A 12,125-nucleotide genomic window follows, 5' to 3' on the forward strand; every position below is an offset into this window, starting at 1 on the left:
GGGAACCCCGCGCCCGCCGGCCCGACGGGACCTCAGAAGCCCAGGTCGTGCTGCGCCTCCTCGCAGTTGCCGCAGACCCAGGGATACGTCCAGTCGGCGATCTTGTCCTCGCTCTCTTCGACGTACTTGCTCCAGGGCTCGGCGCGGACCACCTCGTCGGTCTCCCACACCGGGTAGAACTGGCCGTCGGGCTGGATCTCGCCGATGATCACCGGCTTGTGGAGGTGGTGGTTCTCCTCGTCCATGCAGACCTCGAAGCCCGAGGGTGCGTCCACGCACTGGCCGTAGACCGCCTGGCGCACCGCGTCCACGTCGGTGGTGCCGGCCTGCATGACCGCCTGGGCCCACATGCGGATGCCGATGTGCGTGGCCTCCATGGGGTCGTTGGTCACGCGGTCGTCGCCGCCGGGCAGGTCGTTCTCGTCCACGTACTCGGCCCAGCGCTCCTTGAACTTGTCGTTCTCCGGCGTATCCAGGGACATGAAGTAGTTCCACGCCGCCAGGTGACCGGTGAGCGGGTCCGTGTCCATGCCGCGGAGCTCCTCCTCGCCCACCGAGGTAGCCAGCACCGGCACGTCGATGGGGTCGATGCCCTGGTTGGCGAGCTCCTGGTAGAAGGCCACGTTGGCGTCGCCGTTGACGGTGTTGATCACCGCGGTGGGCCCGCCCTCGGCGAAGTCGCCGATGTTGTTGACGATGGTCTGGAAGTCGTCGTGGCCGAAGGGCGTGTAGACCTCCTCGATGTCCTCGTCGCCGATGCCGTGCTCGTTGAGGTAGGCCCGCACGATGCGGTTGGTGGTGCGCGGGAAGACGTAGTCCGTGCCCACCAGGTAGAAGCGCTCGGCGCCGCCGCCCTGGTCGCTCATGAGGTAGTCCACCGCCGGCAGGGTCTGCTGATTCGGCGCCGCGCCGGTGTAGAAGATGTTGCGCGAGGACTCCTCGCCCTCGTACTGCACCGGGTAGAACATGAGCCCGTTGAGCTCCTCAAGCACCGGCAGCACCGACTGGCGGGACACCGAGGTCCAGGAGCCGAAGATGACGGCCACGTCCTCGCGCTCCAGCATCTCGCGGGCCTGCTCGGCGTAGGTGGGCCAGTCGGAGCCCGGATCCATGACCACCGGCTCCAGCTCGCGGCCCAGCAGGCCGCCCTGCTCGTTGATGTGCTCGATGGTCATGAGCGCCACGTCACGCAGTGACGTCTCGCTGATGGCCATGGTTCCGGACAGGGAATGCAGGATGCCCACCTTGATGGGCTCTTCCTCCTGCGCCTGCACCGTCCCGGTCAGGGCCAGGCCGAGTGCCATGGCGCCGCCGGCGAGCCGGCCCGGCCACGCGAAACGCGCGCCCCCGTTATCTGTGTTGGTCCGTGTACGCATCGGATGCCTCCTGGTGATTCGTGAACCCCGCCGGGCCGTGCACCGGCCCGGGGCAGCGGTTGCGGTATGCCGGCCGCGGTTGCAGCCGGCACCGGGAGGATTACAGCAAGCCACGTGCCAGCTCTTTTTATTCTTTAAGAACAACCTCCTGGAAAACCACGGCCGGGCGGACGCGCCTGAACGGAGCCGCCGGCTGCACGATTGCGAGGCGCGCGCACCAGCAGCGTGCACTCAGCCGGTCTGCGCCGGGGCGCGCAGCATGCCCTGGTGCACGATGAAGTCGCGCACGGTGGTCAGGCCGTCGCCGGTCTTGAGGTTGGTGAACACGAAGGGCCGCTCGCCGCGCATCCTGCGGCTGTCCCGCTCCATCACGTCCAGCGACGCCCCGACGCCGTCGGCCAGATCGGTCTTGTTGATCACCAGCAGGTCGGAGCGGGTGATCCCGGGGCCGCCCTTGCGCGGAATCTTGTCGCCGGCGCAGACATCGATCACGTAGATGGTGAGATCCGACAACTCCGGGCTGAAGGTGGCCGAGAGGTTGTCGCCGCCGCTTTCCACAAACACCACCTCCAGGCCCGGGAAGCGGGCGTTGAGGTCCGCCACCGCGGACAGGTTCATGGAGGCGTCCTCGCGGATGGCGGTGTGCGGGCAACCGCCCGTCTCCACGCCCATGATCCGCTCGGCCTCCAGGGCATTGCGGCGGGTGAGGAACTCCGCGTCCTCGCGGGTGTAGATGTCGTTGGTGACCACGGCGATGCTGAACTCTTCGCGCATGGCGTGGCACAGGGCCTCCAGCAGCGCCGTCTTGCCCGAGCCCACCGGGCCGCCGATCCCGACGCGCAGTGCCTGGGTATTGGTGGACATGGTCCTCATCCTCCTGTTCATGGTGATAGGGAAACGGCTTCGGCTGTGACAGCCCCCGAAGCACCGCCGAAACCGGCGTCGCCGTAGGAGGGGCTTCAGCCCCGACTTGAACCGTGACTGCTCCCCGGTCGCCATTGGAGCCGTAGGAGCGGCGTGAGCCGCGACTTTCCAGGGCGTCAGGTTCTCTGCAACGGTCGCGACTTACGTCGCTCCTATGGCCGCTCCTACAACGCTCGTACGGCAGCCGCGGCAAGGCGGCTTGCAACCCGCCTCCCGACTCAGCTCCGGAACAGCCGCGAGTACTGGGTCTCGTGCAGGCTGCTGGCGATGGCCAGGCCGGGGGCCGTGCCGCCGATGGCATCGTCCTCCAGGACCAGCCCGGCGGCCGCCGCCTCGCCCACCGGGCCGGCCAGGTCCAGGAGCATGCGCTGGCCGGCGGTCTGGCCCAGCGGCACCAGCTTGATGGCGGCGGCCACCTGGTTCTCGCACCAGGCCCAGAGATACGCCTCGGCGCCCTGGTCCAGGGGGATCCCCCAGCGCGCCAGGGCCAGGGCGAACATGCACGCCCAGCTGGTGTCTTCGCGGGCGCTCCACGGCTCCGCCTCGGGCATGCCCAGCTCGTTGAGCAGCCGTGCCAGGGCGCGGCCCATGTGGTGATCCTCCGCGGCCAGCTCCGCGGTCTCGCGGCTGGCCCGCAGCCAGCGGGCCGTGCGCTCCACCCCGGGGTGGTCGTGCCGCTGCCAGCATCCGTGCAAGCGGGCCAGCAGCGGGATGTCCACGCGCGCGAGGCCGTGGCGGAGCTGGCCCTCCAGCCAGTCGGCGGTACCACCGGCATCCCGGACCCAGCCGGCCTCGATGGCGTACTCCAGGCCCGCCGAGTAGCTGTAGGCGCCCACCGGCAGCGTCGGGCTCATGAGCTGCCACAGCCGCCGGCGCGCGAGCCCCGGTTCAGTGCGCATGGTCATGCCCGTGTCCGTGGCCGCCGCCGTAGGCACCGGCCTCGGGCTCGAACGGGGCTTCCTCGGCCACCGGCTCCAGGCCCAGGCCGCGCACCATGTCGTCGAGCACGTGGTCGTGGCGGTAGCGGGCGTAGCCGGCGCCGATCTCCAGCGGCACGTGGCGATTGCCCAGGTGGTAGCAGACCCGGGCGAGCAGCGTGGCGTCGTCGGCGCGCACCGTGCTCACGGTCTCGGGGGCAGCCTCCACCCGCACCACGCGGCCCTGCTCGCCGGCGAGGCAGTCGCCGTGGCGCAGGATCTGCCCGCGCTCCAGCATCACGCCCACCTCGGTGCCGTCGGTGAGCCGGCCGCGGAACCGGCTCTTCTGGCGCGTATCGAAGGGCAGCCGCAGCACCCCCTCGCTGTTGGCGGACTCGACGCGTTCGGTCAGCTGCAGCATGGGAGCCTCGTCAGAACAGGAAGTAGCGCTGGGCCAGGGGCAGCGTCGGCGCCGGCTCGCAGGTCAGCAGCTCGCCGTCGGCGCGCACCTCGTAGGTCTCCGGGTCCACCTCCATGGACGGCAGCCAGTCGTTGAGGACCATGTCCTTCTTGGACACGCTGCGGCAGCCGCGCACGCCGACCACGCGGCGCTGCAGGCCGAGACGGTCGCCGATGCCGGCGTCGGCGGCGGCCTGCGACACGAAGGTCAGCGACGTGCCGGTCATGGCGCGGCCGTAGCTGCCGAACATGGGCCGGTAGTGCACCGGCTGCGGCGTCGGGATGGAGGCATTGGGGTCGCCCATGGGCGCCGAGGCGATGAAACCGCCCTTGACGATCAGCGACGGCTTCACGCCGAAGAACGCCGGCCGCCACAGCACCAGGTCGGCGAGCTTGCCCGGCTCCACGCTGCCCACCTCGTGGGAAATGCCGTGGGCCAGCGCCTGGTTGATGGTGTACTTGGCCACGTAACGGCGGGCGCGCAGGTTGTCGTTGCCGCTGTCGTCGCCGGGCAGCGGGCCGCGCTGGACCTTCATCTTGTGCGCGGTCTGCCAGGTGCGGATAACGTTCTCGCCCACCCGGCCCATGGCCTGGGAGTCCGAGGCGATCATGGAGAACGCGCCCAGGTCGTGGAGGATGTCCTCGGCGGCGATGGTCTCCTTGCGGATGCGCGACTCGGCGAAGGCGACGTCCTCGGGAATGCGCGGGTCCAGGTGGTGGCAGACCATGAGCATGTCCAGGTGCTCGTCGATGGTGTTCATCGTGAACGGCCGCGTCGGGTTGGTGCTCGACGGCAGCACGTTGGCCTGCCCGCAGGCCTTGATGATGTCCGGGGCGTGGCCGCCGCCGGCGCCTTCCGTGTGGTAGGTGTGGATGGTGCGGCCCTTGAACGCGGCCAGAGTGTTCTCCACGAAGCCGGACTCGTTCAGCGTGTCGGTGTGGATGCAGATCTGAATGTCGTAGTCGTCCGCCACGCCCAGGGCGCAGTCGATGGCCGCGGGCGTGGTGCCCCAGTCCTCGTGGAGCTTGAGCCCCAGCGCGCCGGCCTCGACCTGCTCGCGCAGCGCCTCCGGCCGGCTGGCGTTGCCCTTGCCGAGAAAGCCCAGGTTCATGGGGAAGGCCTCGGCGGCCTCCAGCATGCGGTGGATGTTCCACGGCCCAGGCGTGCAGGTGGTGGCGTTGGTGCCGGTGGCCGGCCCGGTGCCGCCGCCGATCATGGTGGTGATGCCGGAGGTCAGCGCCTCGTCGATGAGCTGCGGGCACACGAAGTGGATGTGGGCGTCGATGCCGCCGGCGGTGACGATCTTGCCCTCGGCGGCGATGGCCTCGGTGCCGGGGCCGATGACGATGTCCACCTCTGGCTGGGTATCCGGGTTGCCGGCCTTGCCGATGGCGTGGATGCGGCCGTTCTTGATGCCGATGTCCGCCTTGACGATGCCCCAGTGGTCCAGGATCAGGGCATTGGTGATCACCGTGTCCACCACCTCGTCGGCGGTGCGCTGGCTCTGCCCCATGCCGTCGCGGACCACCTTGCCGCCGCCGAACTTCACTTCGTCGCCGTAGCTGGTGTGGTCGCTCTCCACCTGGATGACCAGCTCGGTATCGCCCAGGCGAACGCGGTCGCCGGTGGTGGGGCCGAACATGTCCGCGTAGGCGGTGCGCGCGATGGTATTGCTCATGTCACTTGCCCTCCGACAGCGGGCCCATGACCCGCCCCTGAAATCCGTAGACGACGCCGTCGCCGGCATAGCGCACCAGGTTCACGGTGCGTTCCTGGCCGGGCTCGAAGCGCACGGCGGTGCCCGCCGGGATATCCAGGCGAAACCCCCGGGCCTGCTCCCGCGGGAAGTCCAGCGCGTCGTTGACCTCGTAGAAGTGGTAGTGCGAGCCCACCTGCACGGGCCGGTCGCCGGTGTTGGTCACGGCCACCGTGGTGGTCTCGCGCCCGGCGTTCAGGGTGATGTCGCCGTCGGCGGGCAGAATCTCTCCCGGAATCATGGCCGTTCCTCCGCTACTTGATGGGCTCGTGGACGGTGACCAGCTTCACGCCGTCCGGGAACGTGGCCTCCACCTGGACGTCGGGAATCATCTCGGGCACACCCTCCATGACGTCGTCCCGGGTGAGCACCTCGCCGCCCAGGCTCATGAGCTCGGCAACGCTCCTGCCCTCCCGGGCGCCCTCCATGATGGCGGCGGAGATCATGGCCATGGCCTCCGGATAGTTCAGCTTCAGGCCCTTGGCCTGGCGCCGCTCCGCCAGCAGCGCGGCGGTGAAGACCAGCATCTTGTCTTTCTCGCGGGGTGTGAGCTCCATGGGTGACTCCTCAGGTCTTCCAGATTCGGGGTGGGCTCGGGGCACGGCCCAGAACCGGCTCGCGCAGCACACGCCAGGCCCGCTCCAGAACGCCGCGGGCGACCTCCGTCCCGGGCGCCAGGCAGCGCAGTACCAGCACGTCGTTCATGCGGGTCACGCCCAGGCGCACGCCCTCGACGCCGACAAGCGCCTCCCGCAGCCGGGCCTCCAGATCGTCCGGCGCCGGGGTGGCCACCAGCGTGGCAATGGCGGAATGGCCGTCCAGGCCCCACGGACGCTCCAGCAGCGGGTCGCCGTGGGCCAGGTTCAGGCACTCGTGGAGCAGCGGCGCACCGCTGCGCTCGATCACCAGCTCCTGCCGGCAGCGCGCGCCCTCGAAGTGATCGCCGCTGCCCGGGCGCCCCAGGCACAGGATGTCCCAAGTGCACAGGCGCGCGTCCGGCGCCAGGCGGAAGCGATTGCGGAGCACCGTGTCCGAGCGCCCGTGGAGAATGCTCTCCATGGGCAGGAACTCCAGGGCGGCCCCGTCGCCGACGTCGAACGTCTGCTCCTGCACGGCGGCCGCCCGCTCGGTGCGGTAGAACTTCGCCGCCGCGGGGGTGGTCAGCAGCGCGTGCCCCTCGGGCCCGATACGCACGTCCAGGTTGAGCCGGTCGCCACCCGCCAGCCCGCCCGGCGGATGGATGACGTAGTTGTGGCAGACCGGCCCTTCCGGGTGGAAGCTGCGCTGCACCAGCAGAGGCCCCTCGTGGCGCCGGCGCACCAGAACCGTGCGGCCGCCGCGCACCTGATAGTCGAGGTCCAGCCAGCCGAGCCAGCCGGCCCCGACCGGCGGGCCGGACACGTCCTCGGGTTGGATCGCGACAGCGGCCATTCAGACCACGAACAGCAGGTAGACGCTGCTGGCCACGAGCACGCCGCCGAGGCCGCGTTCCACCGGACGGGGCCAGGGGCTGCGCGCCGCCATCTGCGCCGCGGCCGCACCGGCCGCCACCAGAGCGGCGGTGGTCGCCAGGAACCCGGACGCGAACGCGACCGTGGACAGGCCGGCCGCCATCTCGGCGCCGTGCGCGTGGCCGTGGAACAGCGCGAACAGCGCGGCCACCCCGGCGCCAACCGGCAGGGGCAGCCGCCGGCCGGCGAGCATCAGCGCACCGATGACGGCCAGCGAGCCGAGAATGCCGAACTCGACGACCTGTGCCGGCGCCGCGCCGACGCCCGCCGCGAAGCCGGCGAGGACCGCGACCAGGGAGGCCCCGCCGATCAGGACGACCGTCCCCGCGCCTCGGTGCAGCGCCGCCCAGAACCCGACGCCGAGCATGGCGAGCAGGTGGTCCACCCCCAGCAGCGGGTGAAGCAGCCCGGCCACGAGGCCTCCCGGGCCGTGGCCCGGGTGCGCCAGCGCAGCCGCGGGAACCAGCAGCAACAAGGCGGCAATCACGCGAATAGACATGGTCAGCTCTCCTGTCGGGTGAAGGCAGGGGGACAGAAGCCGTCCGGATGACACACGGACGTTGCCGTCCGTCCCGCTTGCGCACTGCTGGTGCAGAAGGCGTGCCAGAAGAAAAAACCCGGGAGAATCAGTGAATCAGGAGACGGACGCCGGTGATGCGGTTATCCACCTGCACCAGGGATGTGCGCCACGAGGAGGCGAACGCACCAGAAGCGTGCGTGGACGATGGGTCAAGCCGGGAGGCGCAGATGCGGGAGGCGACGAACGAGACAGAAGGGCGGCGAGCCTCGGTTGCCGGGTGCCCATCGAGGTGTCCCGCGGACGGCCCGGGCACCTCGGCCACCTGCACGACTTCGGTGCAAAAAAGAAGCCGCCTCGAAGGCGGCTTTCAGGACGAAACCGGAACGGCCGCGATCGCGGCGCGCTATTCGTTCACCTCGACGCCGCTCTGCTCGAGCATGTAGACCACGGCGTCGTGGACTTCCTGGTCACTGAGACTGGAGTCGCCACCCCGTGCCGGCATCGCGTTGAAGCCGTTGATCGCGTGCTCCACGAGCGTATCCAGGCCCTTCTCTTGATAACGGCTGGCCCACGGCTCGTTCTCGCCGGTAATCGGCGCCTCCATGACGCCGCTGTCGTGACAGGCCATGCAGGTGGACTCGTACACGTCCGCGGCCGCCATCGGGCCTTCATCGCCGCCGCCATCCTCTTCCTCGTCGCTGCCCATGGAGATGGGCGCCGGATCGCCGTCCTCCCGCACGCGGCCCACCGGCTGCAGCCGCTCTTCCATGCGCTCGCGCTCCAGCTCGATCCGCGCCTGGTTGCGCGAAGGCTCGAAGGTGCTGGCAAAAACCGCCAGCAGAGCAATGATGATCGCGCCCACGACGAGGAGCAGAATCACCCCGCCGAAGCTTTTCATGAAGGCCTTGTCGTCCTGCTCGCTGCTCACGCTTCCCCCAATACCGTCGTCTGCTGCCCATGGCGCTCGGCCCGCCGGGCGGCTTTACCGGGCGTGAAGTATATCGGAAAGACCCTACCCGCAAAAGTTCACCCTGGCACGCTCATGGACGGAGGCGCCTGGAATCGCTATCCTGTGTCACTTGCAGATCGCAGCGCCCGTAGCTCAGCTGGATAGAGCGTCGGCCTCCGAAGCCGAAGGTCGCAGGTTCGAGTCCTGCCGGGCGCACCATTATTCTGCAAGGTCTGTAGCCAAGACGGGGACTCACCACGACGGTGAGTGCCGCGCCGGATGAAGGGAACCGATCCTTGCGCCCGCCGAACCGCAGACCACGTTCCGCTGGCTTGCTCTGCCTCGCCGTCCTGGCACTGCTCGTGTCCGTCCGGGCCACCGCCCAGGGACCGGGCCCGTGGGAGCCGCCCACGCTGTTGACGGACAGCCTGAGCGTCTACCGCATGAACTACCTCCTGCCCGTGTCCTGGACACCCGATGACGCCCACCCGGACAACACGGAGGCGCAGTTCCAGATCAGCCTGAAGCAGCAGCTTCTGCGCTCGCCGGTCCACGTCGCCTATACCCAGACCTCTTTCTGGCAGGTCTACGACGCCGAGAACAAGCGGCCGTTCCGCGAGGTCACCCACAACCCGCAGGCGTTCTACCGCCTCGACAGCGCCGCCAACCCGTTGGGCCCCGTCGCCGTGGACTTCGGCTACGACCATACCTCCAACGGCCAGTCCGACCCGGAATCCCGCGGCTGGGACCGGGTGTACGTGCGCCCCGAGTACACTACCCCGCAGCTGCGCGTCGGTCTCATGCTCTGGGCACCGGTGGACCGGCAGGAGAACAACCGGGACATCACCGATTTCATGGGCCACCACCAGCTGGAAGTGGACTGGCACGTCACCGAGGCGACACGCCTGTCCTGGATGAGCCGGTACAGTTTCAGCGGCGAGCGCGGGGCCGTCCGGCTGCGCGTAACCCGCCCGACCGGCGGCGACGGCTTCTGGTTCCTGCAGGTCTTCCACGGCTACGGCGAAAGCCTGATCGACTACGACCGCGAGCTTACCCGGGTGGGCATCGGCTACTCGCTCACGCGCTGAGCGGGCGGGCGCGCCGTGCGCTTCAGGGAGGCGCAGGTGCTTGCATGGAGTCATCCGCCGACCGCATGATGGAGCCCGTCTTGATCCCCTTCGCCGCCATCGAGGACAACCTTCCCGCCATGGAGCTCACCCTGGCGACGCCGGCGTTGCTGTTCCCGGCCATCTCGCTGCTGCTGCTGGCCTACACCAACCGGTTCCTGGCCCTGGCGGCGCTGATCCGGGACCTGCAGTCCCGCTACCGGGATACCCACGAGAGCAGCCTCTTTCAGCAGATCGAGAACCTTCGGCGGCGGGTGGTGCTGATCCGCAACATGCAGGTCATGGGCGTGGCCAGCCTGTTCCTGTGCGTGGTGTGCATGCTGGTGCTGCTGGTTGGCTGGCAGGGCGCCGCGCTGGTGCTGTTCGTGGTGAGCCTGCTGCTCATGCTGCTGTCCCTGGCGCTGTCGCTGCGCGAGATCCAGATCTCCGTGGAGGCGCTGAACATCCAGCTGCGCGGAATGGCCGCCGGCAGCGCCCCGGAGCCCGGCGAGCGCCGGGACGGGGATCCGCCCGCCGCACCGTAGTCGCCCCGGTCCACCGGCAGTGCCGTCAGCCCCTCCCCCGGTTGACTCCATCCCGAACGCCTTGCCGACCGGGCCCGGTTCGCGGGTGCGGACATGCCCCTCTCTCATCACCAAAGCGCATAAATAAATAGGACATTATTCTTTTTTCTTTTCAACCGAAAGACTTATCGTTGGCTGCAAGATTCCGACCGCAGCACATTACTCCGCGGTTCGACGGTGACGACATGCAGGGAGCAGCCCTCGACACGACCAACAGCCCACTGACCCGCGAGCAGGCCGAGCAGGTCAATCACCTGATCACTGCCCTGTCCCCGGACCAGCTCACCTGGGTCAGCGGCTACCTGGCCGGCCTTCGCAGCGCCCAGGGCGAGGCCCAGGCCGCGGCCCCGGCCGGCGGCGAGGCCGGGCAGCGGCGCCTGACGATTCTGTACGGCTCGGAGACGGGCAACGCCGAAGCCGTCGCCGAGCAGGCCGGCCAGCAGGCGGAGGCGCGCGGCATTCCGGTGCGCGTGATCGACATGGCGGACTACAAGATGCGTGAGCTGCGGGACGAGGGCCTGCTCATGATCGTCACCGCCACCCACGGCGAGGGGGATCCGCCGGACCCGGCCGCCGACTTCTACGAGTTCCTGCACGGCCGCAAGGCGCCGCGCCTCGAAGGGGTCCGCTTCGCCGTGCTGTCGCTCGGGGATTCGAGCTACGAGCACTTCTGCCAGACCGGCCGCGACCTGGACGCCCGGCTGGAAGCGCTGGGGGCCGAGCGCCTCACCGGGCGCGTGGACTGCGACGTGGACTACGAGGAGGCCGCGGAGCAGTGGATCGCCAGTGCGCTGGAGGGCTTCGAGCAGCATATCACCTCGCCCCCGAGCAACGTGGTCGCCTTCGCCAACGCGCCCAGGCAGCAGCAGGCGAGCTACGACCGCAACAGCCCCTTCGACGCCGAGGTGCTCGAGAACCTGGTTCTCAACGGCCGTGGCTCGGACAAGGAGACCCGTCACGTGGAGCTGTCCCTGGAAGGCTCGGGCATCACCTACGAGCCCGGCGACATCCTCTGCGTGGTGCCCCGCAACCGGGAAGAGGTGGTCGGGGACGTCCTGCAGGCCCTCGCCCTGGACCCCGAGGAAGCCGTCTCGGCCCCGTCCGGCGACGTCCGGCTGATCGACGCGCTGCGCCATGAGTACGAGATCACGACGCTGACGCCGGCGTTCGTCGCCGCCTGGGCCGAGCTCGTGCAGGCCCCGGAGCTCCGGGAGCTTGCCGGGGAGCGCGACGAGCTCATGCGCTACCTGGAAGGCCGGCACGTCATCGATGTGATCACGGATTACCCGGCTAGCGGGCTCGATGCCACGACGTTCCTCGGCATGCTGCGGCGGCTGCAGCCGCGGGAGTACTCCATCGCCTCCAGCCACGCGGCCAACCCGGACGAGGTCCACGTCACCGTGGCGGCCGTGCGCTACGAGAGTCACGGGCGGGCGCGGTACGGCGTGGCGTCGACCTACCTGGCCGACCACGCCGAGCCGGGCACGACCGTGCCGGTCTACGTGCGCCGCAACAAGAACTTCCGGCTGCCCGCGGATCCCGACACACCCGTGATCATGGTCGGCCCGGGCACCGGTGTCGCGCCCTACCGCGCCTTCCTGCAGGAGCGCGAGGAGCACGGCGCCGGCGGCGACAATTGGCTGTTCTTCGGCAACCCCCACCTGCGCACGGATTTCCTCTACCAGACCGAATGGCAGCGCTGGCTGAAGGACGGCCTGCTGGACCGCATGGATGTCGCCTTCTCCCGGGACGGCGAGGGCAAGGTCTACGTCCAGGACCGCCTCCGGGAGCGCGGGGCCGAGGTCTACCGCTGGCTCGAGGAGGGCGCGCATTTCTACGTCTGCGGCGACGCCGAGCGCATGGCGCCGGACGTGCACGCAGCCCTGCACGAGATCGTGCAGACGCACGGCGGTCACTCCCAGGAGGACGCCGAGGAATACGTCAAGCAGCTGCAACGGGACAAGCGCTACCAGCGCGACGTCTATTGAGCGCCTGCGCCGGCCGATTCATGGGCCGTTCCGG

The 12,125-nt window shown here is 69.4% G+C and carries 13 protein-coding genes and 1 tRNA gene; 4 read left to right on the forward strand and 10 right to left on the reverse strand.

What is annotated here, in order from left to right:
* Positions 1-32: 32 nt before the first annotated feature.
* From urtA to QWY84_RS02160, 10 genes are all read right to left on the reverse strand, one after another.
* Positions 33-1,304, reverse strand: coding sequence for an urea ABC transporter substrate-binding protein (gene urtA / locus QWY84_RS02115; RefSeq protein WP_290202661.1), 1,272 nt, complete (start codon positions 1,302-1,304; stop codon positions 33-35).
* 303 nt (positions 1,305-1,607) lie between these two features.
* Entirely contained in the window at positions 1,608-2,240 is a 633-nt protein-coding gene (gene ureG / locus QWY84_RS02120; RefSeq protein ID WP_290200797.1) for an urease accessory protein UreG, read from the reverse strand.
* 278 nt (positions 2,241-2,518) lie between these two features.
* Positions 2,519-3,205 carry an urease accessory protein UreF gene (locus tag QWY84_RS02125; protein ID WP_290200798.1) on the reverse strand — a complete coding sequence of 229 codons (687 nt, stop codon included), beginning with the start codon at positions 3,203-3,205 and terminating at the stop codon, positions 2,519-2,521.
* On the reverse strand, positions 3,189-3,638 hold the full coding sequence (ureE, locus tag QWY84_RS02130) for an urease accessory protein UreE (RefSeq protein WP_290200799.1): 450 nt from the start codon (positions 3,636-3,638) through the stop codon (positions 3,189-3,191). The genes QWY84_RS02125 and ureE overlap by 17 nt, the downstream gene beginning before the upstream one ends.
* A 10-nt stretch (positions 3,639-3,648) precedes the next feature.
* On the reverse strand, positions 3,649-5,355 hold the full coding sequence (gene ureC / locus QWY84_RS02135; RefSeq protein ID WP_290200800.1) for an urease subunit alpha: 1,707 nt from the start codon (positions 5,353-5,355) through the stop codon (positions 3,649-3,651).
* A 1-nt stretch (position 5,356) separates the two neighbouring features.
* On the reverse strand, positions 5,357-5,674 hold the full coding sequence (locus tag QWY84_RS02140; protein WP_290200801.1) for an urease subunit beta: 318 nt from the start codon (positions 5,672-5,674) through the stop codon (positions 5,357-5,359).
* A gap of 13 nt (positions 5,675-5,687) precedes the next feature.
* Positions 5,688-5,990, reverse strand: a complete 303-nt coding sequence (locus QWY84_RS02145) for an urease subunit gamma (RefSeq protein WP_290200802.1) — start codon at positions 5,988-5,990, stop codon at positions 5,688-5,690.
* 10 nt (positions 5,991-6,000) lie between these two features.
* Positions 6,001-6,864 (reverse strand): urease accessory protein UreD, encoded by an 864-nt coding sequence (locus tag QWY84_RS02150; RefSeq protein WP_290200803.1) that lies wholly within the window; start codon positions 6,862-6,864, stop codon positions 6,001-6,003.
* The gene (locus QWY84_RS02155) at positions 6,865-7,443 is read right to left on the reverse strand and encodes a HupE/UreJ family protein (RefSeq protein ID WP_290200804.1); all 579 of its coding nucleotides are present in this window, start codon (positions 7,441-7,443) and stop codon (positions 6,865-6,867) included.
* A gap of 424 nt (positions 7,444-7,867) precedes the next feature.
* On the reverse strand, positions 7,868-8,392 hold the full coding sequence (locus tag QWY84_RS02160; protein WP_290200805.1) for a c-type cytochrome: 525 nt from the start codon (positions 8,390-8,392) through the stop codon (positions 7,868-7,870).
* 163 nt (positions 8,393-8,555) lie between these two features.
* On the opposite strand from QWY84_RS02160, the gene QWY84_RS02165 reads away from it, so the two are divergent.
* The 4 genes from QWY84_RS02165 (at position 8,556) to QWY84_RS02180 (ending at position 12,091) form a co-directional block, all read left to right on the forward strand.
* A tRNA-Arg gene (locus tag QWY84_RS02165) sits at positions 8,556-8,632 on the forward strand.
* 197 nt (positions 8,633-8,829) lie between these two features.
* Complete coding sequence (locus tag QWY84_RS02170; RefSeq protein WP_290200806.1) at positions 8,830-9,501, forward strand: phospholipase A; 672 nt, start codon at positions 8,830-8,832, stop codon at positions 9,499-9,501.
* Positions 9,502-9,545: 44 nt separating this feature from the next.
* Positions 9,546-10,064: a DUF2721 domain-containing protein gene (locus QWY84_RS02175; RefSeq protein WP_290200807.1), complete on the forward strand. Its 519-nt coding sequence runs from the start codon at positions 9,546-9,548 to the stop codon at positions 10,062-10,064.
* A gap of 224 nt (positions 10,065-10,288) precedes the next feature.
* Positions 10,289-12,091, forward strand: coding sequence for an assimilatory sulfite reductase (NADPH) flavoprotein subunit (locus QWY84_RS02180; RefSeq protein ID WP_290200808.1), 1,803 nt, complete (start codon positions 10,289-10,291; stop codon positions 12,089-12,091).
* Positions 12,092-12,125: the final 34 nt, after the last annotated feature.

The organism is Aquisalimonas lutea (assembly GCF_030409225.1).
GTDB lineage: Bacteria > Pseudomonadota > Gammaproteobacteria > Nitrococcales > Aquisalimonadaceae > Aquisalimonas > Aquisalimonas lutea.

Coding starts and splice junctions, on each gene's coding strand:
- QWY84_RS02125 (WP_290200798.1), bottom strand. CDS start 3,205: ATGACCATGCGCACTGAACCGGGGCTCGCGCGCCGGCGGCTGTGGCAG.
- ureC (WP_290200800.1), bottom strand. CDS start 5,355: ATGAGCAATACCATCGCGCGCACCGCCTACGCGGACATGTTCGGCCCC.
- QWY84_RS02140 (WP_290200801.1), bottom strand. CDS start 5,674: ATGATTCCGGGAGAGATTCTGCCCGCCGACGGCGACATCACCCTGAAC.
- ureG (WP_290200797.1), bottom strand. CDS start 2,240: ATGTCCACCAATACCCAGGCACTGCGCGTCGGGATCGGCGGCCCGGTG.
- QWY84_RS02175 (WP_290200807.1), top strand. CDS start 9,546: ATGGAGTCATCCGCCGACCGCATGATGGAGCCCGTCTTGATCCCCTTC.
- QWY84_RS02180 (WP_290200808.1), top strand. CDS start 10,289: ATGCAGGGAGCAGCCCTCGACACGACCAACAGCCCACTGACCCGCGAG.
- QWY84_RS02155 (WP_290200804.1), bottom strand. CDS start 7,443: ATGTCTATTCGCGTGATTGCCGCCTTGTTGCTGCTGGTTCCCGCGGCT.
- QWY84_RS02150 (WP_290200803.1), bottom strand. CDS start 6,864: ATGGCCGCTGTCGCGATCCAACCCGAGGACGTGTCCGGCCCGCCGGTC.
- QWY84_RS02145 (WP_290200802.1), bottom strand. CDS start 5,990: ATGGAGCTCACACCCCGCGAGAAAGACAAGATGCTGGTCTTCACCGCC.
- urtA (WP_290202661.1), bottom strand. CDS start 1,304: ATGGCACTCGGCCTGGCCCTGACCGGGACGGTGCAGGCGCAGGAGGAA.
- ureE (WP_290200799.1), bottom strand. CDS start 3,638: ATGCTGCAGCTGACCGAACGCGTCGAGTCCGCCAACAGCGAGGGGGTG.